The sequence below is a fragment of the Achromobacter sp. UMC46 genome, assembly GCF_014170335.1.
In the GTDB taxonomy this organism is placed as follows: Bacteria; Pseudomonadota; Gammaproteobacteria; order Burkholderiales; family Burkholderiaceae_B; genus Achromobacter.
On the sequence record NZ_LZZS01000036.1, the window covers coordinates 289,982 to 313,670 of the forward strand.

Annotated in this window: 17 protein-coding genes; 7 read left to right on the plus strand and 10 right to left on the minus strand. The window is 68.3% G+C overall.

Translation table 11 applies throughout. The annotated features are described in order from the left end of the window. Nucleotides 1-9: 9 nt before the first annotated feature. The 4 genes from A9973_RS26705 to A9973_RS26720 all read left to right on the plus strand — a co-directional run bounded on the left by A9973_RS26705 (nucleotide 10) and on the right by A9973_RS26720 (nucleotide 8,833). Nucleotides 10-3,108, plus strand: a complete 3,099-nt coding sequence (locus tag A9973_RS26705; RefSeq protein ID WP_183016631.1) for an MdtB/MuxB family multidrug efflux RND transporter permease subunit — start codon at nucleotides 10-12, stop codon at nucleotides 3,106-3,108. Further along, a complete protein-coding gene (locus tag A9973_RS26710) occupies nucleotides 3,105-6,218 on the plus strand; it encodes a multidrug efflux RND transporter permease subunit (protein WP_183016632.1) in 3,114 nt (1,037 codons plus the stop codon). Before A9973_RS26705 ends, A9973_RS26710 begins: the two co-directional genes overlap by 4 nt. Next, nucleotides 6,215-7,675 (plus strand): efflux transporter outer membrane subunit, encoded by a 1,461-nt coding sequence (locus A9973_RS26715; protein ID WP_183016633.1) that lies wholly within the window; start codon nucleotides 6,215-6,217, stop codon nucleotides 7,673-7,675. The genes A9973_RS26710 and A9973_RS26715 overlap by 4 nt, the downstream gene beginning before the upstream one ends. 153 nt (nucleotides 7,676-7,828) lie before the next feature. Beyond that, nucleotides 7,829-8,833 (plus strand): tripartite tricarboxylate transporter substrate binding protein, encoded by a 1,005-nt coding sequence (locus A9973_RS26720; protein WP_220805661.1) that lies wholly within the window; start codon nucleotides 7,829-7,831, stop codon nucleotides 8,831-8,833. 26 nt (nucleotides 8,834-8,859) lie between these two features. On the opposite strand, the gene A9973_RS26725 is transcribed toward A9973_RS26720, so the two are convergent. From A9973_RS26725 to A9973_RS26770, 10 genes are all read right to left on the minus strand, one after another. Further along, nucleotides 8,860-10,110, minus strand: coding sequence for a D-amino acid dehydrogenase (locus tag A9973_RS26725; RefSeq protein ID WP_183016634.1), 1,251 nt, complete (start codon nucleotides 10,108-10,110; stop codon nucleotides 8,860-8,862). Between the two features lie 84 nt (nucleotides 10,111-10,194). After that, the gene (locus A9973_RS26730; protein WP_183016635.1) at nucleotides 10,195-11,694 is read right to left on the minus strand and encodes an amidohydrolase family protein; all 1,500 of its coding nucleotides are present in this window, start codon (nucleotides 11,692-11,694) and stop codon (nucleotides 10,195-10,197) included. 13 nt (nucleotides 11,695-11,707) lie between these two features. Beyond that, nucleotides 11,708-12,370, minus strand: coding sequence for a TetR/AcrR family transcriptional regulator (locus A9973_RS26735; protein WP_183016636.1), 663 nt, complete (start codon nucleotides 12,368-12,370; stop codon nucleotides 11,708-11,710). Nucleotides 12,371-12,374: 4 nt separating this feature from the next. Then, nucleotides 12,375-13,286 (minus strand): hypothetical protein, encoded by a 912-nt coding sequence (locus A9973_RS26740; protein WP_183016637.1) that lies wholly within the window; start codon nucleotides 13,284-13,286, stop codon nucleotides 12,375-12,377. A gap of 28 nt (nucleotides 13,287-13,314) precedes the next feature. Then, on the minus strand, nucleotides 13,315-14,214 hold the full coding sequence (locus A9973_RS26745) for a carbohydrate ABC transporter permease (RefSeq protein ID WP_183016638.1): 900 nt from the start codon (nucleotides 14,212-14,214) through the stop codon (nucleotides 13,315-13,317). Beyond that, nucleotides 14,204-15,148, minus strand: a complete 945-nt coding sequence (locus tag A9973_RS26750) for a carbohydrate ABC transporter permease (RefSeq protein ID WP_183016639.1) — start codon at nucleotides 15,146-15,148, stop codon at nucleotides 14,204-14,206. Before A9973_RS26750 ends, A9973_RS26745 begins: the two co-directional genes overlap by 11 nt. Continuing rightward, complete coding sequence (locus A9973_RS26755) at nucleotides 15,145-16,266, minus strand: ABC transporter ATP-binding protein (protein ID WP_183016640.1); 1,122 nt, start codon at nucleotides 16,264-16,266, stop codon at nucleotides 15,145-15,147. The genes A9973_RS26750 and A9973_RS26755 overlap by 4 nt, the downstream gene beginning before the upstream one ends. 1 nt (nucleotide 16,267) lies before the next feature. After that, complete coding sequence (locus A9973_RS26760) at nucleotides 16,268-17,689, minus strand: ABC transporter substrate-binding protein (protein ID WP_183016641.1); 1,422 nt, start codon at nucleotides 17,687-17,689, stop codon at nucleotides 16,268-16,270. Nucleotides 17,690-17,924: 235 nt separating this feature from the next. After that, on the minus strand, nucleotides 17,925-19,343 hold the full coding sequence (locus tag A9973_RS26765) for an amidase (protein ID WP_183016642.1): 1,419 nt from the start codon (nucleotides 19,341-19,343) through the stop codon (nucleotides 17,925-17,927). A gap of 65 nt (nucleotides 19,344-19,408) precedes the next feature. Beyond that, nucleotides 19,409-20,641 carry an amino acid ABC transporter substrate-binding protein gene (locus A9973_RS26770; protein ID WP_183016643.1) on the minus strand — a complete coding sequence of 411 codons (1,233 nt, stop codon included), beginning with the start codon at nucleotides 20,639-20,641 and terminating at the stop codon, nucleotides 19,409-19,411. Between the two features lie 161 nt (nucleotides 20,642-20,802). Between A9973_RS26770 and A9973_RS26775 the strand changes: the two genes are divergently transcribed. From A9973_RS26775 to A9973_RS26785, 3 genes are all read left to right on the plus strand, one after another. Beyond that, complete coding sequence (locus tag A9973_RS26775) at nucleotides 20,803-21,699, plus strand: LysR family transcriptional regulator (protein ID WP_183016704.1); 897 nt, start codon at nucleotides 20,803-20,805, stop codon at nucleotides 21,697-21,699. 89 nt (nucleotides 21,700-21,788) lie between these two features. Continuing rightward, nucleotides 21,789-22,781, plus strand: a complete 993-nt coding sequence (locus tag A9973_RS26780) for a branched-chain amino acid ABC transporter permease (RefSeq protein ID WP_183016644.1) — start codon at nucleotides 21,789-21,791, stop codon at nucleotides 22,779-22,781. A gap of 9 nt (nucleotides 22,782-22,790) precedes the next feature. Beyond that, entirely contained in the window at nucleotides 22,791-23,672 is an 882-nt protein-coding gene (locus A9973_RS26785) for a branched-chain amino acid ABC transporter permease (RefSeq protein WP_183016645.1), read from the plus strand. Nucleotides 23,673-23,689 lie beyond the last annotated feature (17 nt).

Consider the following 23,689-nt stretch of genomic DNA (forward strand, 5'->3'; position numbering starts at 1 on the left):
GAGGCCATCGTGAGCCCGTCGCGCCTGTTCATCCTGCGCCCCGTCGCCACCACGCTGGCGATGGTGGCGATCCTGATCGCCGGATTCATCGCCTATCGGATGCTGCCGGTGTCGGCGCTGCCCGAGGTGGACTACCCGACGATCCAGGTGGTGACGCTTTACCCCGGGGCCAGCCCCGATGTCATGACCTCGCTGGTCACGTCGCCGCTGGAACGCCAATTCGGGCAGATGCCGGGCTTGAACCAGATGTCGTCCACCAGTTCGGGCGGCGCGTCGGTCATCACGATGCAGTTCAACCTGACGCTGCCGCTGGACGTGGCCGAGCAGCAGGTGCAGGCGGCGATCAACGCCGCATCGAACCTGCTGCCCAGCGACCTGCCGGTGCCGCCGACCTACAACAAGGTGAACCCGGCCGACGCGGCCGTGCTGACGCTGGCGATCACGTCGCCCACCATGCCCTTGCCGCAAGTGCGCGACCTGGTGGATACGCGAGTCGCGCAGAAGCTGTCGCAGATTCCGGGCGTGGGCCTTGTCAGTGTGGCGGGCGGCCAGCGGCCGGCGGTGCGGGTGCAGGTCAATCCGCAGGCGCTGGCGGCCAACGGCCTGGCCCTGTCCGACCTGCGCACGGCGATCGTGGGCGCCAACGTCAATCAGCCCAAAGGCAACCTGGACGGGCCGCTGCGTTCGACCACGATCAACGCCAACGACCAGTTGAAGTCGCCCACCGACTACAACGACCTGATCATCGCCTATAAGAACAACGCGCCGCTGCGGCTGTCCGACGTGGCGCGCGCGGTCGAAGGCGCCGAAGACACGCGCCAGGCCGCGTGGGCCGGCGACAAGCCCGCCATCCTGTTGAACATCCAGCGCCAGCCCGGCGCCAACGTCATCGACGTGGTCAACCGGATCCAGACGCTGCTGCCGCAATTGCGGGCGGCCTTGCCCGCCACGCTGGACGTGAGCGTGGTGTCGGACCGCACGCAGACCATCCGCGATTCGGTGGACGACGTGAAGTTCGAGATGCTGCTGGCGGTGGGGCTGGTGGTCATGGTGACCTTCGTCTTCCTGCGCAGCCTGACGGCCACGCTGATCCCCAGCGTCGTGGTGCCGCTGTCCCTGGTGGGCACCTTCGGCATCATGTATCTGGCCGGGTTCTCCATCAACAACCTGACGCTGATGGCGCTGACGATCGCCACCGGTTTCGTGGTGGACGACGCCATCGTCATGATCGAGAACATCGCTCGCCATATCGAAGAGGGCGAAAAGCCCTTGCAGGCGGCGTTGAAGGGCGCATCCCAGATCGGCTTCACGCTGATTTCGCTGACTTTTTCGCTGATCGCCGTGCTGATTCCGCTGCTTTTCATGACGGAAGTCGTGGGCCGGCTGTTCCGGGAATTCGCGATCACGCTGGCGGTGTCCATCCTGATTTCGCTGGTCGTGTCGCTGACGCTGACGCCGATGATGTGCGCGCGCCTCTTGCGCGCTGAATCGGAACAGAAGCATGGCCGTTTCCATACGGCCACCGGCAACTTCATCGACCGCGTCATCGCCGGCTACGACCGCATGTTGCAAGTGGTGCTGCGCCACCAGCCGCTGACGCTGCTGGTGGCGCTGGGCACGTTCGCGCTGACGGTGGTGCTGTACATGGTGGTGCCCAAGGGCTTCTTCCCGCAGCAGGACACCGGCCTGATCCAGGCCATCACCCAGGCGCCGCAATCCATCTCGTTCCCCGCGATGGCCGAGCGCCAGCAGGCAGCGGCAAAACTGGTGCTGGAAGATCCCGACGTGCAGGCCGTGTCCTCGTTCATCGGGGTGGACGGCAGCAACGCCACGCTAAGCGCCGGGCGCATGCAGATCGCGCTGAAACCCCAGGCCGAACGCAACGGCGACCTGCGCACGGTGATGGCGCGCCTGCAGGAATCCCTGGGCAAGCAGGACGGGCTGACCGTCTACATGCAGCCGGTGCAGGACCTGACCATCGAAGACCGGGTCAGCCGCACGCAATACCAGATGACGCTGTCCAATCCCGACCTGAAGGTGCTGAGCGAATGGACGCCCAAGCTGGTGGACCGCCTGCGCCAGGTGCCGGGGTTAAAGGACGTGACCGACGATCTGCAGGACGACGGCTTGCAGACCTGGGTCGAGATCGACCGCGATGCGGCGTCGCGGCTGGGCATCACCGCCGCCGTGATCGACGAGGCGCTGTATGACGCTTTCGGCCAGCGGCTGATCTCCACCATCTTCACCCAGTCCAACCAGTACCGCGTGGTACTGGAAGTGCAGCCGCAGTTCCAGATGAACCCGTCCGCGCTGGGGCAGATCCACGTGCCCACCTCGACGGGCGCGCAGGTGCCGCTGTCGTCGGTGGCGCACATCTCCGAAGGCCGGACCGTGCTGGCCGTGAACCGGCTGGACCAGTTCCCGATGGTGACGGTGTCGTTCAACCTGGCGCCGGGCGCATCGTTGTCCAGCGCGGTCGAGGCCATCACCGCGGCCGAGGCCGAGATCAGCATGCCGGCTGGCGTGGAGACGCGCTTCCAGGGCGCGGCGCTGGCGTTCCAGAATTCGCTGACCAGCACGTTGTGGCTGATCCTGGCCGCGGTGGTCACGATGTACATCGTGCTGGGCGTGCTGTACGAAAGCTACATCCATCCCATCACGATCCTGTCCACGTTGCCGTCGGCGGGCGTGGGGGCGTTGCTGGCGTTGCTGATCAGCGGCACCGAACTCGACATGATCGGCATCATCGGAATCATCCTCTTGATCGGCATCGTGAAAAAGAACGCCATCATGATGATCGACTTCGCGCTGGACGCCGAACGCAAGCGGGGCCTGACGCCGCGCGCCGCCATCCACGAGGCCGCGCTGCTGCGCTTCCGCCCCATCCTGATGACGACGCTGGCCGCGCTGTTCGGCGCCTTGCCGCTGATGCTGTCCACCGGCACGGGCGCTGAACTGCGCCAGCCGCTGGGCCTGGTGATGGTGGGCGGGCTGCTGCTGAGCCAGGTGCTGACGCTGTTCACGACCCCGGTCATCTACCTGATGTTCGACCGCATGTCGCGCCGCTGGCGTGGCGTGCGTGAACCGGCGGCCGGGGACGCGTCATGATCCTGTCGGCGCCCTTCATCGTCCGGCCGGTGGCGACCACGCTGCTGAGCCTGGCGGTCGTGCTGGCGGGCTTGCTGTCGTTCTTCCTGCTGCCGGTGGCGCCTTTGCCGCAGGTGGATATCCCGACGATCTCGGTGTCGGCCAGCCTGCCCGGCGCCAGCCCCGAGACCATGGCCTCCAGCGTGGCGACGCCGCTTGAGCGGTCGCTGGGCAGCATCGCCGGCGTGACCGAGATGACGTCCAGCAGTTCGCAGGGCTCTACCCGCGTCACGTTGCAGTTCGATTTGTCGCGCGACATCAACGGCGCCGCGCGCGACGTGCAGGCCGCCATCAATGCCGCGCGTTCGCTGTTGCCCAGCGGGCTGCGCAGCAACCCCACGTATCACAAGTCCAACCCGTCGGACGCGCCCATCATGACGCTGGCGCTGACCTCCGACACGCTCAGCCAGGGCCAGCTGTACGACATCGCCTCGACCATCGTGGCGCAGAAGCTGGCGCAGGTGGACGGCGTGGGCGAAGTCACCGTGGGCGGCAGTTCCCTGCCGGCGGTGCGCGTCACCGTGCTGCCGGGCGCGCTGGCCAACCGCGGCGTGTCGCTGGACCAGCTGCGCGCCACGCTGGCCAATGCCAACGCCAACCGCCCCAAGGGCGTGCTGGAGAACGACCGCTACCACTGGCAGATCATGGTCAGCGACCAGCTCAGCCGCGCCGAACAATACCGGCCGTTGATCGTCGCGTGGAAAGACGGCGCGCCGGTGCGCGTGTCGGACGTGGCCAAGGTCGAGGACTCCGTCGAAGACCTGTACCAGACGGGATTCTTCAACGAACGCAAGGCCATCCTGATGATCGTGCGCCGGCAGGCCGACGCCAACATCATCGAGGCCGTGGACGCCGTGCGCGCCCAACTGCCGGTGCTGCAGGCGCTGATGCCGGCGGACGTGAGCATGACGGTGGCGCAGGACCGCACGCCCAGCATCCGGGCATCCCTGCACGAGGCCGAGCTGACCTTGATCATCGCGGTGGGCCTGGTGGTGCTGGTGGTGCTGCTGTTCCTGCGGCGCTGGCGGGCGGCCATCATTCCCAGCGTGGCCGTGCCGGTGTCGCTGATCGGCACGTTCTGCATCATGTACCTGTGCGGCTTCACGCTGAACACGATCTCGCTGATGGCGCTGATCGTGGCCACCGGCTTCGTGGTGGACGACGCCATCGTCGTGCTCGAGAACATCATGCGGCACGTCGAGAACGGCATGTCGCCGATGCGGGCCGCGCTGCGCGGGTCGCGCGAAGTGGGCTTCACGGTGTTGTCGATGAGCTTGTCGCTGGTGGCCGTCTTCATCCCCATCCTGCTGATGGGCGGGGTGGTCGGGCGCCTGTTCCGAGAATTCGCCGTGACGCTGTCGGCCGCCATCATGGTGTCGCTCGTCGTGTCGCTGACGCTGACGCCGATGATGTGCGCGCGCTTGCTGCGCCACGAACCGAAAGAGCAGAAGCCGCCGGGATGGCTGGCGCGCGGGTCCGAACGGGCCTTCGAGTCCATGCTGGACGGCTACCGCCGCAGCCTGCGCTGGGCGCTGGCGCATGGCCGGCTGATGATGCTGGTCCTGGCGGTCGCGGTGGGCTTGAACATCTATCTGTACACCGCGGTGCCAAAGGGCTTTTTCCCGCAACAGGACACCGGGCAGCTGCTGGGTTTTTTCCGCGTGGACCAGGGCACCTCGTTCCAGGCGACGCTGCCCAAGCTGGACGCGCTGCGCAAGGTGGTGCTGGCGGACCCGGCGGTGCAGAGCATGACCGGTTACGCGGGCGGCCGCGGCGGCAGCAACAGCAGCTTCATGCAGATCCAGTTGAAACCGCTGGGCGAACGCGACGTGTCGGCCGACGTGGTCATCAACCGGCTGCGCGGCAAGCTGCAGAACATGCCGGGCGCGCGCATGTTCCTCGTGTCGCAGCAGGACATCCGGATCGGCGGACGCCAAAGCCAGGGTTCGTACGACTACACGCTGATGTCGGGCGACCTGCAATTGCTGCGCACCTGGATGCCCAAGGTGCAGCAGGCGATGGCGAAGATCCCCGAGATCACGGACGTGGATACCGATGTGGAGGACAAGGGCCGCCAGATCAACCTGGTGATCGACCGCGAGGCCGCCACGCGCCTGGGCGTCAGCATGTCCACGATTTCGACGGTGCTGAACAATTCGTTCAGCCAGCGCCAGGTGTCGGTGATGTATGGCCCGCTGAACCAGTACCACGTCGTGCTGGGCCTGGAACCGAAGTTCGCCGAAGACATCGAATCGCTCAAGCAGGTCGAGGTGATCACGTCGGCCGGCACGCGGGTGCCGCTCTTGACCTTCGCGCGGCTGGAGAACGCCAACGCGCCGCTCAGCGTGCAGCATCAGGGGCTGTTCGTGGCGGACACCGTATCGTTCAGCCTGGCGCCCGGCGTGTCGCTGGGGCAGGCCACGGCGGCCATCGATGCGGCGGTGGCCCGCATCGGCTTGCCGTCCGACCAGATCCAGGCGGGCTTCCAGGGCACGGCGGCGGCGTTGCAGCAGACGCTGGCGCAGCAGCCCTGGCTGATCCTGGCCGCGCTGGTCACGATGTATATCGTGCTGGGCATCCTGTATGAGAGCTTCGTGCATCCGCTGACGATCCTGTCGACGCTGCCGTCGGCGGGCCTGGGCGCGCTGCTGGCGTTGCTGCTGCTGCGCTACGACTTCACGCTGATCGCGCTGATCGGCGTGTTCCTCCTGATCGGCATCGTGAAGAAGAACGCCATCATGATGGTGGACTTTGCGCTGGACGCCGAGCGCAACCAGGGCATGGCCCCGCGCGACGCGATCTTCCAGGCCTGCCTGACGCGGTTCCGCCCGATCATGATGACGACGATGGCCGCCATCTTCGGCGCGCTGCCGTTGGTGATCGCCACGGGCGCCGGGGTCGAGATGCGCCAGCCGCTAGGTATTACCATCGTGGGCGGCCTGGTGCTAAGCCAGATCCTCACGCTGTACACCACGCCCGTGGTCTATCTTTATCTGGACCGCTTCCGTCTGTGGGCTGCGCGCGGGCGCGGTCCCCGGAACGAAGCTCCTGCTTCCATAGAACAAATATGATCCGCATCAAGCCGCTTTCGAACGCCTTCCTTCCGCGCAGCGCGGTCACGCTGGCGCTTTGCGCGCTGTTGGGCGCCTGCGCAGTCGGCCCCGACTACCAGCGCCCCGAATTGGATGTGGGCGCGTCTTACAAGGAAGGCCAGGGCCAGGATCAGGTCGAAGGCTGGAAGCCCGCCGAACCGCGCGACATCGCGGACCGCGGCGAGTGGTGGCGGGTATACGACGACGCGACGCTGAACGGGCTGGTCGATCGCCTGAACACGTCGAACCAGACGATTGCGCAGGCCGAGGCCAACTACCGGCAGGCGCTTGGCCTGGTGCGCGCGGCGCGCGCCGGGTTCTACCCGACGGTGGGCGCGGGCGCGGGCATGTCGCGCGCGGGCAGCGGCAACGGCACGAACGGCTCGTCGTCTTCGTCGTCGGGCAGCAACGTGTCGAACCAGTATTCGGTGACCGGCAGCATCAGCTGGGAACTGGACGTGTGGGGACGCGTGCGCCGCAGCACCGAATCGTCCGAAGCCAGCGCGGCCGCCAGCCTGGCCGACCTGGCCGCCACGCGGCTGAGCGCGCAGGCGGCGCTGGTGCAGACCTATCTGCAATTGCGCGTGCTGGACGAGCAGAAGCGCTTGCTGGAGGCCACCGTGGCGGCCTACGAGAAATCGCTGCAGCTGACGCAGAACCGCTATGAAGTCGGCGTCGCGGGCCAGGCCGACGTGGCCGTGGCGCGCACGCAGGTGGAAAGCACGCGCGCCCAATCGATCGATCTGGACTGGCAGCGGGGCCAGTACGAGCACGCGATCGCCGTGCTGATGGGGCAGGCCCCGTCCAAGTTCGGACTGACGCCCGCGGTGTTCACGCTGCAGTTGCCGCAGATTCCGGTGGGCTTGCCGTCCGAGCTGCTGGAGCGCCGTCCCGACATCGCCGCGGCCGAACGCCGCGCCGCCGCCGCCAACGCGCAGATCGGCGTGGCGCAGGCCGCGTGGTTCCCGTCGTTGACGCTGTCCGCCGACGGGGGGTTCCGCAACGGCCAGTTCGCCGACCTGCTGACCGCGCCGGCGCGCTTCTGGTCCCTGGGGCCGGCGCTGGCGCTGACGATCTTCGACGGCGGCGCGCGCGCGGCGCAGGTCGAACAGGCTCGTGCGGCCTACGACTCGCAGGCCGCGGCGTATCGCCAGGCCGCGCTGGTGGGCCTGCGCGAAGTCGAGGACTACCTGATTCAACTTCGCGTGATGGAGAACGAACAGGTGGTGCAGCGCCGGGCGCTGGAATCGGCGCGCGAATCGCTGCGCCTGATCCAGAACCAGTACAGGGCCGGCCTGGTGGACTACCTGAGCGTGGCCGTCGTGGACGCCACCGCGCTCAACAGCGAGCGCAACGCGCTGAGCCTGCTGGGCACGCGCCTGGTTGCCAGCGTGAACCTGATCGTGGCCCTGGGCGGCGGTTGGGACGGCTCCTAGGGATAACGCCTAATCCTCCTCCCTTTCGTTGACAAGATTTCGGCGCCGGTTCTTAATGCGACAAAAGTGACCATGCGGTCACGTTCGTCGCGCAGTACCGACACCGAATTCCGTTTGATCCATCGAACACGCGTCACGCGAAGGGGAAAGAGGATGGGCTGGTCAACTCATTGGCGGACGGCCGCCAGGGCAGGGCGCTGGACAGGCGTGGCGGCGGCCGCCACGCTGGCACTGAGCGCGGCGGCATCCGCGCAGCAATGGCCGGCGCGGCCCATTACGCTGATCGTGCCGTTCCCGCCGGGCGGCACCACCGACCTCTTCGCGCGCACCATCGCCCAGCACATGCGGCCGGCGCTGGGCGAATCCATCGTGGTCGAGAACAAGCCGGGCGCGGCGGGCAACCTGGGCGTGGCCGCGGCCGCGCGCGCGCAGCCGGACGGCTACACCATCGTGCTGGGCTCGGTCGGCACGCAGACCGTCAACCAGTTCCTGTACGGCAATATCGGATTCGACCCGGCCACCGACCTGGTGCCGCTGGGCATGATCGCGTCCACGCCCAACGTCATGGCGGTGGCGGCCGGATCGCCCTGGCGCAATCTGGACGATGTGATGAAGGCGGTGAAGAAGGACCCGGGTAAATATTCGTATGCGTCGCCGGGCATCGGTTCGTCGGTGCATCTGACGGGCGCGTACTTCGAATCGCTGGCCGGATTGCAGATGCTGCACGTGCCGTTCAAGGGGTCCTCGGCCGCGATACCCGCCGTGATCGGCGGCCAGGTCGACATCCTGATGGACAACCTGCCCAGCTCCATGGCGGCGCTGAAGCCGGGCGGCCGCTTGCGCGGCATCGCGGTGACGTCGGCCGAACGCAGCCCGGCCGCGCCCGATCTGCCCACGATGGCCGAAGCCGGCCTGCCCGGTTTCGAAGTCACGGCGTGGTCCGGCCTGTACGCGCCGCGCGGCACGCCCGCGCCGGTGGTCGACAAGCTGATCGCGGCCATGAAGCAGGCGTTGCAATCGCCCGAGCTGCAGCAGTCGCTGGCGCAAGGCGGGGCGACGCCGGGCAACGTCTTCGGCGCCGATCTGGCCGCGTTTGAAGTCAAGGAACGCGGCAAATGGGGCGCGCTGATCAAGAGCCGCGGCATCAAGGCGGACTGAGCGCCAGGACGCCGCCCGCCTTCGTCTTACCCTAGGGCGAAGGCGGCCGCGTCCACGGCGGGTTTGCGGCCCTGCATCAAGTCCGTCAACATCCGCGCGCTGCCGGCGGCCAGCGTAAAGCCCAGGCCGCCGTGGCCGGTGTTCAACCATAGATTGCGGTAGGGCGTGGCGCCGATCAGCGGCTTGCCGTCGGGCCGCGCAGGCCGCAGGCCGGCCCAAGGCTGCGGCGGGCCGGCGGGATTCAGGTCAGGGAAAAACTGCGCCACGTCGCGCTCCAGGCTGCGCACGCGCTGCGGATCGACGCCGCCGCCGCGCGTGCCGATGTCGACCATGCCCGCCACTCGCAGCCGGCTGCCGAGCCGCGCATAGACCACCTTGCGCCGGATGTCGCTGATGCTGGCGTTGGGCGCGACGCTGTCGGGCGTCAGCGCATACGTCAGGCTGTACCCCTTTAGCGGGTAGATCCGCAGATTCAGCCCCAATGGCCGCGCCAGCGGTTGCGCGCCCATGCCGCTGGCCAGCACGTAGTGGTCGGCCTCCAATTCCCCTGCGGCGGTGGATACGCCGACGACGCGTCCGTGTTCCGCGCGTAGCGCGTCCACCCGCGTATTGAAATGGAAACGCACCGGGTCCGGCGCGGCGCGCAGGATGCGTTCGAGTTCGGTGCACAGCCGCTGGCAGTCGCCCGCGTCTTCGGTGGGGGTGTAGATCGCGCCCTTGATGCTGGCGCCGATGCCGGCCAGCGCGGGCTCCATGTCCAGGCAGGCGCGGGTGTCCATCACGCGCTGTTCGCAGCCCAGGTCCGCCTGGTACTCGCGCTGCGCCAGCGCGTGCGCATAGGCGGCGGCGTCCTGGTAGACCAGCAGCTTGCCCGACGACGAGAAATCGAAATCGGGGTTTTCCTGGCGGACCAGGTCGTGCACGCAGAGGCGGCTGTACAGGCCCAGCGATAGCAATTCGCGGGTGGTGGAGCGGCTTTTTGCGCGTGTGCAGGCGCGCAGGAAGGCAAGGCTCCAGCGCCATTGGTCGGGATCCAGGCGGGGCCGGAAGCGCAGCGGCGCGTCCTGCGCCAGCAGCCACAAGGGCAGCTTGGGCAAGACGGCGGGGTCGGCCAGCGGCGCGACGAAGCTATAGCTCAGTTGCGCGCCGTTGGCCATGCTGGTGGCCTGGCCGGGGCCCGAGTCCGCGTCGACGACGGTGACGCGATGGCCCGCGCGGTGCAGGAAGTACGCGGTGGTCATGCCGACCACGCCCGCGCCGATGACGACGATGTGCATGATGCTCCAAGGAGGGCGCCGCGGTTGCGGGCGCGGTGTTCAGGGGCGCGCGCCCGCGCAGGCGGGTGCACGGCGGCTGGGGTGTCAGGCCGCCCAGGCCGGCGTTTCGAATCCGGGCGCCGCGCGGTCGTCGCCGCGCAGCAGTCGGCCGGGCCGGGCGCCGGTGGCGGCGCCGTCTTCCTCGACCAGTTGCCCGTTGACCAGCACCGCCTGGATGCCGGCGGACGGCAGCGTGGGTTCGGCGAAGCTGGCCAGGTCGGCGACGGTGGCCGCGTCGAAGACCACCACGTCGGCATAACAGCCCGCGCGCAGGACACCCCGGTCTTTCAGGCCGAACTGCGCGGCCGTCAGGCTGGTCATGCGGCGCACGGCCTCTTCCAGCCCCAGCACCCGCATTTCCCGCACATAGCGGGCCAGCACGCGTGAGAACGCGCCCCACAGTCGGGGATGGGGGCGCTGGTCGTGCGGCAAACCGTCCGACCCGATCATGACGCTGCCGTGGCCGATGACGCGCTTCACGTCGGCCTCGTCCATCGAGAAATAGATCGCGCCGCCGGGCGACAGCTCTTCGGCCAGGCGGGTGGGGTCGCGGCCTTCGCGCGCGGCCAGTTCGCGCAGGTCCACGCCCTGGATCTCGGGCCGCGTCTGCGACCAGGTGACGATGATCTTCTCGCCGGCGGCGACGCGGCGCGGCTCCAGGATGGTGGAGGACGCCGAGTAGGGGTACACGTCCATGCCCAGCGGCTGCTCGGCGCGCATGCGGTCGTACAGCGCCAGCGTTTCGGCGGTGCGGCCGTGGTTGTGCTTGCCGGTGACCTTGTGGTGCGACAGGATGGCCGGCACGTCGGCTGCCCGGCCGATCAAGAACGCTTCCTCCATTGCGTCACAGACGTGGTCGGCCTCGTCGCGCAAGTGCGTGGTGTACAGGCCGCGCCAGGCGGACAGCGGTTCGGCCACGCCGATCACTTCTTCGGTGCTGGCGTGCATGGCGGTCGGGTAATACAGGCCCGTGGACAGGCCCGCCGCGCCGGCGGCCAGGGCTTGGTCCAGCGCATGCCGCATCGCCGCGATCTCTTTCTTGTCGGCCGGGCGGTCAAGCCGGTCCATGGCCGATACGCGCAGGCTGGAATGGCCCACCAGCGCCAGGCTGTTGACCGCGGCGGGCGCGGCGTCCAGCGCGTCGGCGTAATCCTGCATGCGGGCGTAGAGCTCGCCCGTGTGCTTGGCCAGCAGGTTCAGGGGCGGCGGCACCACGTCGCCCGGCGCACGCACGGGCGCCAGGCTGATGCCGCAGTTGCCGGTGACGACGGTGGTGATGCCCTGGCTGACCTTGGGGCGCATCAGGGGGGTGCCCAGCAGCGCGCGGTCGTCGTGGGTGTGGCAATCGATGAAGCCCGGCGACACCACCTTGCCCGTCGCGTCGATGCGCCGCGATGCCCGCCACGACGCGCCGTCGCCGATGGCGGCGATGCGTTCGCCGCGGATCGCGATGTCGGCGCGGCGGGCGGGGCCGTCCAGGCCGTCGGCGACGAGGCCGCCGGTGATGAGGATGTCGTAGTCGTGCGGGTCGGGTTGCGCGGGCATGAGGGCGAAGGGCTCAGGTTTCCGGATCGGCCGCCGGCGGTTTGCCGCGGCGCGCCTCCAGGTGGGCAAGGGATTCGGTATTCAGGGCATCGGGGAAGCCATGGGCCACCAGGTGCCCCAGCGCGCCGCTGATCCGCTCCCAGCCTTCCGGCGTGCGCAGCGGCACGCCGAGGAAGTGGGATTCGGTCTTGGCGCGCAGCATCAGGTACAGCACGCCGGCCAGCATCACGCTGACCATCGCGGGCATGTCGGCGTCGGGGGCCAGGCCGTCGATGCGGTCGATGAAGCCGCGCGCGGCGCGTTCGCGCCGTTCGGCCAGCGGCGCCGACACTTCGTTGCGTTCGATCAGTTCCCAGCGCCGGACTTCGCGGAGCGTTTCGTTGCCGGCCAGCGCGTCGATCTGCGCGCGCAGCATGGACAGCACGAGCTCGCCCGGCGTGCGCTGGCTGGATTCGCCGGCGCCCAGCAGCCCGGGGTTGCGGGTCCAGAAGTCCTGTTCCTGCATCCAGGCCAGCATCAGGCCGGGCATGCCGTCGAAATAGCGGTAGATGAGTTCCTTGCTGACCCCGGCGCGTTTGGCGATGGCGTTGATGCCGACGCCGCCCATTCCGGTTTCCAGGATCTGGGCTTCCAGCGCTTGCAGGATCTGCCTTTCGGTATTCTCGCGTCGCGACATAGGCCTATTCCTTCATGATGATGAGGGAGCGGGCGGGGTCCGGCACGCCGTACACCCGGCCGTCGGCCATGTCGGCGGTGAGTTCGCTGACGGTGTGGCCGATATGCCTGCCATCTTGCCAGACTTCGCTGCCCAGGTAGACCGCGCTGGCGCGGCGCGGGCCTGGCGGCAGCGACGGGTCGGCCTGTTCGATGGCCAGGATGCGCCCTTGCGCATCCACCCGCACGCGGTCGCGGGCCGCGGCGGAGATCGGGACCGGGGCGTTGAGGGCCAGGGCGCGATAGGGCGCGGATTCACCGGTCAAGGCATACCAGGCCAGGTCCGCCATCGCGTCGGCCAGCGGCGCGCAGGGGTGGATGGAGTTATGCAGCACGGCGACGCGGCACAGGCCGTTGTCGCGATGAGCGTGCCCCTGGTCGGGGCGGCGGGCGACGCGCCGCGTATTGCCCCAGGCGAGTTCGCCCGCGGCCGACAGCGCGATCAGGCCGGCGTCGATTTCCGGATGCGCCTGAAGCGTCTGGCCGATGGCGTCGGCGGGCGCTGCGCCTGCGGCCATGCGGCGCAGCGCGGCCTGGTTCAGCGCGACGCCGTCGGCGCCCGGCCGGTTAGGCAGCCGGTGTCCGGTCACCAGCCCCACGCCGTCGGCGCCGGGCAGGAACTGCACGAGCGGCTCCGGACGGTCCGGGCCGCTTTCTATCAAGGCCGCGCGGCGCGCCTGCAACCAGTCCGGCGGAAGGTCCAGGGCGGTGATGCCGCCGCGCTGGCAAGACGCATGCCGCACGCGGCCGGCATCGTCCATGACGGCGAACACCACGAAGCCGCCGATGGCGCCGTGGCCCATCAGCTCGGCGGCCAGCGCCGCCGTGCGCACTGCCGCGCCCGCTTGGGGGCCGGATGCCGCGACGCCGATCGTCATGCGAGGCTCCTCTTGGCGTTCACCGGCGCTAGTCCGTATTGCTCGTCACGGGATCGACGATGTTCAAGTTGGTGATGAAGCGCTGGAACAGCATGGCCAGCGCCAGCGGAGGCAGGGCGGCGAGCATGCTGGCCGCGGCGAACAGCCCCAGGTCGGCGCGGAACCCCGGCATCAGCGGCGACAGGCCCAGCAGCGAGGCCGACAAGGTCTGCGCGGACGTGCCGCCTGTCAGCACGATGGCGAACAACAGGTCGTTCCAGCCCACCAGGAACGCGATGATGAAAGCCGCGGCGATGCCTGGCAGCGCCATGGGCAGCGTCACGTGGCGCAGCATCTGCCAGCGCGTGCAGCCGTCCATGCGCGCGGCCCGCTCGATCTCGACGGGCAGCGACGCGAAGTAGCCCATCAGCACCCAGGACAGCAGCGGGATCACGGCGGTCAGGTACACGATCCACAGGCCGAACAGGCTGCCGGCCAGGCCGATGGCGGCGAAGAACACGTAGTACGGGATCAGCAGCGCGATGGGCGGCAAGGTGCGGGACGCCAGCAGCACATACAGCAGCGGGCCCTTGAACGGGAACTCGAACCGGCCCAGCACGTAGCCCGCCAGTGTCGCGATGGCCGTGCCCACGGCGGCCGCGGGCAGCGCCACCAGCGCGCTGTTCACGAAGCCCGTCATGATGGCCTTGGTCTGCCCGCCGAAGATCGAATCCGACGTGGACAAGCCCAGCACGCGCAGGTAGTTGTCGAAGGTGAATTCGCCCGCGTTGTGCGCCACCCCCATGATGATGGCCGATTCGTCCATGAAGGACGCTTTCAGCGTCCAGTAAAGCGGGAACAGGCACCAGAACGCGACGAGCGCTACGCCGGCGCCCACGAGCCAGGGGCGCCAGCCTTCGCCGGTGACCTTCGCGGCATCACTTCGCATGGGCGTCTCCTTGAGGGCGCTTCTTGCGGATCAGCATGAAGTAGGCGGTGGCCAGCAGCAGCGACAGCACCGTCAAAAGAAAGGCGGCGGCCGACGCCAGGCCGTACTTCGAGAACTCGAAGTTGTAGCGGAAGATCAGCAGCGGCAGGATCTGCGTGGACGTGCCGGGCCCGCCGCGCGTCAGCGAGAACAGCAGGTCGAACTGGCGCACCGCCTCCACGGTCATCACGACCAGCACGATCAGCGTCGTGTGCTTCAGGTGTGGCAGCGTGATGTGGCGAAAGCGCGAGAGCGGGCCCGCGCCGTCCACGCGCGCGGCCCGGTACAGGTCGCGCGGGATGGTCTGCAGCGCAGCCAGGTAGAAGAAGCTGCCCAGCGGCGCGATATGCCACACGAACGCAAGCGCCACCCAGAACAGCGCCCAGTCGCTGGCCAGCCAGACCGTGGCGGCGTTGGCCAGCCCCAGCGGCGCCAGCAATCCTGTCAGCGCGCCGAAGCTCGGGTTGAGCAGGAACGAGAACACGGTGGCGGTCACTACCTGGGACATGGCCCAGGGCAAGAGCGCCAGCCCGCGCACCAGGCCGCGCAGCGGCATCTCTTCGTTCAGCACCAGCGCGATCGCGAGCGCCGCGGCGAACGAGCCCGCCACGCACATCGCGACAAAGCCCAGGCTGCGCCAGATGGCGTCGATGACGGACGGGTCGGACAGCACTTCGCCGTACAGGTCCATGCCGACGAACTCTTCGGTGCGCAGGATGGCGTTGGTGTCGTGCAGGCTGAGCCAGAACGAATAGCCCAGCGGCACGCCGATGATCAGCGTATTCAGCGCGTATACCGCCACGATCACGGTCAGCGCGAAGCTCAGGTCTGACATCTCGCGGCCGCCCGGGCGCGCCGGTGCGGGCCGGGCGGGCGACAGGCTGGCGGCGCTCATGACCGGGGCTCCTCGCCGCCGTGCACGCGCAGGCCCTGGGCGTCGAACAGGTACAGGCGCGCGGCGGGCAGGGCCAGCGCGATGGGCGCGCCCACTTCATAGCGGCGTTCGGGCGGCAAGCGGGCGCGCAGGCGCGGGCCGTCCTCGGCGCCCACCGCCACATCCACGAACTGGTCGGGGCCCACCGGCTCGACCGCCCAGACGCTGCCTTCCAGCAGCAGGCCGTCGCCCGCCAGCGGCGCCGGCGCCATGGCTTCAGGGCGGATGCCCAGCGTGGCCTGGCTGCCGTCGGGCAAGGCGAGCGCGGCGCGGTGCAGGGCGGGCGGCAGCGCATGGCGTCCGCCGGCGGCATGCAGCACGGGCACGCCGTCGTGCGCATGCAGCGTGCCGCGCAGGAAGTTCATGCCCGGGTTGCCGATGAAGTCGGCCACTTCCATATTGGCGGGCCGGCGGTAGATGGTGTCGGGGTCGGCGAACTGCAGCAGGTTGCCGCCCGACATCACCGCGATGCGGTCGGCCAGCGTCATCGCTTCGACCTGGTCGTGCGTGACGTAGATGAACGTCGCCTGCAGCGTGCGGTGCAGCCGTTTCAGCTCCACCCGCATGTCCGTGCGCAGCTTGGCGTCCAGGCTGGACAGCGGCTCGTCGAACAGGAACAGGTCGGGGTTGCGCACTACCGCGCGGCCGATGGCCACGCGCTGGCGCTGCCCGCCCGACAACTGGTAGGGCTTGCGGTCCAGCATCGATTCCACGCGCAGCAGGCTGGCGGCGCGGTCCACCCGCGCGCGCACCTCGGCCGCCGGCATCTTCTGCATGCGCAGCGGAAAGCCGATATTCTCGCGCACGGTCATGTGCGGATACAGCGCGATGCTCTGAAACACCATGGCCACGTTGCGCCGGTGCGGCGGCACCTGGTCCACGCGCCGGTCGGCGATGCGGATCTCGCCGCCCGTGGGCGTGTCCAGGCCGGCGATCATGTTCAGCGTGGTGGTCTTGCCGCAGCCGGACGGCCCCAGCAGCACCACGAATTCACCATCGCGGATGTCCAGGTCCAGCGAGCGCACGGCCTGGAAGTGGGTATAGGCTTTCTGGATGCCTTGCAGGGATACGCTGGCCATATCAGCTCCGCTTCAGGATCTTGGCGTACTTCTTGTAGAGCGCGTCCCAGCGGGCGCGCAGCTCGGTGGCCACTTGAGACGGCGTCTTGGTGCCTTTGATCAGCATGTCCTGGGCGATCATCTCGTGCATGCCGGTATCCCATTCCTGATACCAGGGGGCTTTCAGGATATGGGCGGCGACGGCTTTCTCGCGGCCCTGGAAGAGCCACTGGTAGACCTGCTCTGCTTGAGGCGGGTACATCCATTTCATGATGGCCGCCTTGCTGTCGGCATCGCGGTAGAGCTCGGGGAACGGCACCTCCAGATTGGCCTTGGCGATCCAGTTCTTGTGCGTGGTCAGCTGGCCGGCCTTGTCGCGGTAGCCGAAGTACTTCACCAGTTCCCACAGCGCGGCCTGCTCGGCGTCGGTGCGCTTGCGGGTCGACATGCAGAGCAAGGCGTGGCCGACCAGCACGGTGTCATGGGTGGCGCCGGGAACGACGGGGTTGTAGCTGGAATACTCGGCGATCCGGCTCTTGGCCGGGTCGTTGTAGTTGAAGCTGTAGTAGTCGATGTTCAGGTGGAAGGCGTGCTGGCCTTTCATCCACGAACTGGACGTCTCGGTGCCCGACCACGTCAGCACGGCGCGCTGCACCAGTTCGTCGTCCCACCAGCGCTTCCAGTCCGTCAGCACTTTGACAAGCGGGGTGTCGCCGCCGAAGGTCGCGCGCAATTCGCCGTCGACGAAGCGTTCGCCCTCGGCGAAGCATTGCGCGATCAGGGCCCAGGGCAAGCCGGTCCAGGCGTTGTACCAGGGCATCAGCATCGGATGCTCGGCCAAGCCCTTCTTCTTGATCTCGCGCGCCTGCTTCTCCACCGTGGCCCAGTCTTGCGGATAGTCGGCCGCGTTGGCGGTGCCGCCGAAACCGGCTTCGCCCAGCATCTTCTCGTTGCGGAACAGCGCGAACGGGCCGCCGTTGTAGTAAGTCAGGCCCAGGTAGCGCCCGTCGGTCGCGCGCGCATCGTCGACGATGCCGGGGAACATCTGCTTCTGGATGTCGGCCAGTCCAGGCATGTCGTCGATCGCCCGGATCCAGCCCGCCGCGTACCACCGCGACGCCTGGCCGCGCTGCGCGTAGAACATGTCCAGGGGCGCCTTGGCGGCCAGCTGGGTTTCCAGCACCGCGGCGTAGTCGCCGGGGATGGGCGACAGGTTCACCGGCACGCCGCTTTCCTGCGTGAAGCGCGCCGCGCCCTGCTGCACGATTTCGCTGCCCCAGGGCCAGAAGGCGAAGGTCAGCGGCGAGGGCGCCTGGGCCAGGGCCCGCAGGGGCCATCCGCCGGCCGCCAGACCGGCCGCGCCGGCCAGGCCCGCGGCGCCGCGCAAGAGGAAATCGCGGCGGGCGGGGCCGGCCTGGCCTTCAAAGGGGGGACGCTTGAGCATGCTGGACTTCCTTGCGGTGGAGACGGCGACAAAGAGAGGGTGCAGCGAAGACGGGGGCGATTCGTGTGGCGTACGCCTGATGTGACCATGTGGTCACATCAGGCGTAAAAGATAGGACTTCAGGGGGATCGGCATCAAGGGGGGAGTTTCCCTAGGGAGCGGGAATGGCGGCGGGGAACGAGAGCGCGGCGCGCGCCGGCGGCGCGGGCCGCCGGCGTTCCTTGCGCAGAGCGGGTTACAGTCCGACCGCTTTCAGATCGGGGTGGCGGCGATGCCAGTCGGTCGCGGCCTGGAAGGCCATGCCGATCTTGCCCAGGGTGCCCTCGGCGTTGGGCTTGCCCAGCAATTGCACGCCCAGGGGCAGGCCGCCGGCGGTGAAGCCCGCGGGCAGGGCCAGGCCCGACGCGTTGACGTAGTTGCCGGCGCGGGTGAAGGCGGCCAGCGGCGTGGCCGCTTCGTCGACCTCGTCCAGCAGGCGCGCGCCAAAGGGCGCGCAGGGGGTCAGCACGGCGTCGATGTCGCGCATCCAGTCCAACCAGGCCAGACGCGCTTCTGCGTGCGCCTGCAGGGCCGCGATGTAGTCGGCGGCGGACACGCCCTTGCCGGACAGCACGCGGGCGCGCACATATTGGCCGATGGGTTGCGCGGGGTCTTCGATGTAGGCGCGGTGCATGGCGTAGGCCTCGGCGGCGATGATCTGGCCATTGCGCAGCATCATCTCGCGGAAGTCGAAGGGGAAGGGCGTTTCGGCCACTTCCGCGCCCAGGTCGATCAACACGCGGCGCGCGTCGTCCAGCGCGGACAGCGCGTCGGCATCGGCGGCGATCGGGTGCTGCGACGGCGGCATCAGCGCGATGCGCACGCCACGCAGCGGTTGCGGGCCGGCGGCGGGTTCGCGGTACTGGAAGGGAGGCAGGCCCTGCGTCAGCGGGTCTTGCGTATCGGGGCCGGCCATCAGGGCGGTCAGCAGCATCGCGTCGCGCGTGTCGCGGGTCAGCGGACCGATGGAGTCCAGCGTGGTCGACAACGCCACCGCGCCATGCAGGCTCACCAATCCGCGCGTGGTCTTCAAGCCCGTGATGCCGTTCAGCGCGGCGGGTATCCGCACCGAGCCGCCCGTGTCCGACCCAAGCGCGGCGGGCGCCAGGCCGGCCGCGACGGCCACGCCCGACCCGCTGGACGAGCCGCCGGGAATGCGCGGCGCTTGCAGGTCCCACGGGTTGCGCGGCGTGCCCATGACGGGGTTCGTGCCCCAGCCGCCAAAGGCGAATTCGACCATGTGGGTCTTGCCCAGCATCACCATGCCGGCGTCCAGCAGGCGCGTGACGGCGGTTGCCGTGACGCTGCTGCGGCGGTTGCGCCAGGCCTCGGAGCCCGCGGTGGTGACCTGGCCTTCGATCTCGCACAGGTCCTTGGCGGCCACCGGCACCCCGTCCAGCGGGCTGAGCAGGCCGTAGCCCGCGCGGCGGCGGGCATCGGCGGCCTCGGCCAGACGCAGCGCGCCGGTTTCGTCCACGCTGACATAGGCGCCCAGCGTCGGGTTGGCCTGGGCGATGCGGTCCAGGAAGTGCTGCGTCAATTCCACCGAACTGTAGCGGCCTTGGGCCAGGCCGTCCGCCAGTTCGCCGAGCGTGGCAAATGCAATTTCAGACATGTTTTCCTCAGGTTGGTAAGCCGGCCCCGCGCAGGGACGCGCGCGGCCGGCCGTGCTGCGCGCGTCTAGCGTTTGGTCCAGTCAGGAGCGGGGTAGACGGGCTTTGCCGTCGCCACGTCCGCCGGCCATACGGGCACCATGCCCTTGCCCGGTTGCAGCTGCACCACCGGGAAGGGCATCAGCAGCTGCTTGCCCGTGTCGTCGATGGCGTAGGGGCCGGCCATGACCGTCAGCTTGCCGGACAGATCCAGAGATGCCTGCTTGAGCGCCGCGGCGTCCGTCGTGCCCGCCTTCTTCACGATCTCTTCCGTGATCGCGCCGGCGCCGTAGGCCAGCGCCGTCTGGAAGTCGGGCGGGAACTCGGCCTTGGGGAAGCGCTTGTCGTAGGCCGCCGCGAACTGTTCGCGGCTCAGGCCGGCGTTGACGTTCCAGTTGATGGCGGGGTGGTAGTTGGTATGGCTGTAGATGTAGTTGGCGTCCGCGCCGATCGCCTGGAACTGCGGCGTGGACGCATACACCATGAAGACGTACGGGAAGTTGATGTCCAGCTGCTTCATCTGGCGCGTCATGCTGATCAGGTCGCCCTCGTAGGAGGTCGGCACCAGCGCTTCGGCGCCCGCCGCGCGGGCCTTCTGCAGGATCGTGCTGAAGTCCTTCTGCCCCTTCGGGTATTTCTCGAACATCACGACCTGCATGCCGTGCTTCGTGGCCTGCTCGCGGCCGCCTTCGGCCAGCCCCGCCGGGAACGGCTCGTCCGAGTACAGCAGCGCCACCTTCTTCACGCCCTGGTTGGCGGCCAGCTCCATGTTGGCGCGCAGCATGGCGGACACGGGCATCTGCGTGCCCGACACCATGTTCTTGAAACCCTGCTTGTACAGGTCGTCGCTGGCCGCCGACCAGACCATCATGTACTTGCCCAGCCGTTCGGTGACGGTGGCGGCCGCGGCCGTCAACGTGGAGCCGAACGGCGCAAACACCAGATCCACTTTTTCATCGACAATCAGGCGTTCGTAGACACGCGTGACCATCTGCTTGTCGCTGCGGTCGTCCAGCTTGACCAGTTCGACGGGGTATTTCTTGCCCTTGACCTCGATGCCGCCGCGGCGGTTGACGTCTTCGACCCACAGTTCCACGCCCCGCACGCCGGACTGCGAGGCCAGGGCGAAGCTGCCGGTGGAAGACACCGTCATGCCCACCCGGATCTTGTCCGAGGGTTGGGCGGCGCCGGTGGCGGGGGTCAGGGCGGCAATGGCCATGGCCAACGCCGGTAAACGGAACAACCAGGATGTCGCGAACATGGGATGTCTCCAATCGTTATAGATTTTGGGGGCCTCGCCCCGCCGCGAAGCAGGGACGCAGAACCTGGTATTGGGCAATAATTGCCCAATACGCGATAAAGCGTATAACAAATAGGCATGGAGCGCACGCCTTGAATAAACTGAATTACCGGCAGACCGAAATGCTGTGGGCCATCGTCATGGCGGGGTCGATCAGCGGGGCGGCCCGGCTGTTGAATATTTCGCAGCCGGCGGTCAGCCGGATGCTGGCCCAGACCGAGAAGAGCATGGGCGTGACCCTGTTCGAGCGGGTCCGCGGGCGGTTGCGGCCGACGCCCCAGGTGCATAGCCTGTTCGAAGAGATCGAGAAGACCCAGCGCATGATGCAGCGGGTCAACGACCTGGCGGATGCGCTGTCCGAGCACGGCACCGGGGTGCTGCGCCTGGCCTCCATTCCCAGCCTGGCCCAGTTCCTGGTGCCGCGCGCCGTGGCCCGCTTCCAGCAGCGGCATCCGGAGCTGCTGCTGAGGCTGAATACGTCTGTCCTGCCCAGCCTGATATCCGACGTGCTGCAGGGCGAAGCCGAGCTGGGCCTGGTGGTGATGCAGGCGGATCACCCGTTCCTGACCTCCCAGCCCCTGCATGTGGGCCGCATGGTCGCGGCCATCCCCAAGAGCCATCCGCTGGCGGAGCGGGCGTCCGTCAGTCTGGCCGACCTTTCCCCGCATCCGCACATCGTGGTCGGCACCCGCATGCCCTTCGGCATGCTGGTGCTGGGGGCGTTCGAGCAGGCCGGGCTGCCATGCCGCATGTGCGCCGACGTGCCCTGGAGCCAGCTGGCGTGCGCGCTGGTCAATGCCGGGGTCGGGATCGCCATCGTGGATGAGTTCACGGTCATGCAGAACACGATGCCGGACGTCGTGATCGTGCCGCTGCAAGAGCGCATCCCCCTGAATATCTCGGCGGTCTATGCCAGCAACCGCGAGCCGTCGCAGATCGCGATGCGGTTCATCGATGAGCTGCGCGGCGTGCTGGCGGAGGCGTTTCCTGCGCCGGATAAGATGCCTGATAAGGGTTAATCCTTAACTTGCAGTTATGGTTTGAGTTGTTCATAATCGCCTCCAAATAGAGCGGCCATCCAACCCGAGACGGCCCGGAGGAAGACATCATGAGCAGCAGTCCCGCCCTGGCGGCGGGCGCGGCTTCGCATCGCGCGCAGGATCTGCGCGCCGTGCGGTTGCGCACCCGCATCGCAGTGACCCTCTTCGCCGCGCTCGCCGCCGGCCTTGCCGTGATCCCGATGGCGACCTCGAACATCTCGTTCGCGTTCTACCTGATGTTGTGGATCACCATGGCCAGCGCCATGAACATCTGCGTCGGGTTCACGGGCTATCTGCCGTTCGGCTACGTGGTGTTCTACGGCGTGGGTTCCTACGCCACGGGCATCTGCTACAAGATCATGGGCTGGCCCATCCTGCCGTCGCTGCTGGCCGCGGGCGGCGTGGGCGTGGCGATCGCGCTGTTGCTGGCGCCCACTCTGCGCCTGCGCGGCGTGTATTTCGGCATCGTGAGCCTGGCGCTCGCCACCATCGTCAAGCTGGTCATCTCCGACCTGCCCCAGTCGTTCACGGGCGGCAGCATGGGCATCATCCTGTCCAGCGCCAACAACCCCACGCACAGCTACTACGCCATGCTGCTGGTCATGGGCGCCACGCTGGCCACCGTCACCTGGCTGTCGGTGTCGCGGCTGGGCCGCGCGTTGAAGGCCATCCGCGACGACGACGGCGCGGCCGCCTGCGTGGGGATCCACGTGCCCAACACCCGCCTGAAGGCCTGGCTGCTGGCCGCCCTGTTCCCCGCGCTGGCCGGCGGCATCGAGGCCTGGTACACGAACGTCGTCGACCCCGAGTACGCCTTTAACGTGCTGATCACCGCGAAGAGCATCATCTACGCGATGGCGGGCGGCTTCGGCACCATCCTCGGCCCGGTGGTCGGAACGCTGGCGCTGCTGGGCATCGACCACATGATCTGGCAGAAATTCCCGGTAATGAACCTGTTGCTGCTGGGCCTCATCATCGTCCTGCTGATGCTGTTCCTGCCGCGGGGCATCGTCGGCAGCCTGCTCAAACGCAAGCCGCAACTGCGCCGCTACATCGCCTGAGGACCCGCCATGACCGGACTGCTTATCCAAGGCCTGATCAACGGCCTGATCCTCGGCGCCATCTATGGCCTGATCGGCGTGGGCCTGAACGTCGTCTTCGGCGTGCTGCGGGTCGTGAACTTCGCGCATGGCGAATTCCTGGTGCTGGGCGCGTATTTCGCGTTCTACCTGATGGAGTACGCGGGCATCAACCCGCTCGCGGCGCTGCCGCTGGCGTTCGCGGTCTTCTTCCTGGCCGGCTACCTGCTGTACTTCGTCCTGATTCCGCGGCTGTCCAAGGCGGACGACCCCGAGATCAGCTCACTGCTGCTGATGTTCGGCGTATCCATCATGCTGGGGGCGCTGATGCTGCTGGCGTTCGACGCCGACGCGCGCTCGCTGCCCTACGAGATCGAACCCGTCTTCCTCAAGTTCGGCCCGGTGCTGATCCCCACGGTGCGGCTGCTGGCGCTCGTCATCGCGCTGGCGATCATCGCCGCGTTGACGGTGTTCCTGTACCGCACGCAGCTGGGCCGCGCGCTGCGCGCCATCATCATGAACCGCGACGCGGTCCGCATCGTGGGCATCAACGCGGAACGGCTGTCCGCCGTGGCGTTCGGCCTGGGCGTGGGCCTGGCCGCCGCCAGCGGCGTGCTGGTCGCCATGGTGTTCCCGGCGTTCTCGCCGTTCATGGGCAACGACTACACGCTGATCGGCTTCATCGTCATCGTGCTGGGCGGCCTCGGCCATCCGGTGGGGGCGCTGGTCGGGGCGCTGCTGTTCGGCGTGACGGAGCAGGTGTCGGTGGTGTTCTTCAGCCCGTCGATTGCCACCATCTGCGGTTTCGCGCTGATGGTCGCCACGATCTTCATCCGGCCCAGCGGCTTGTTCGGCCGCCAGGCATTGCGCTGACCGCCCCAGGGAGACGG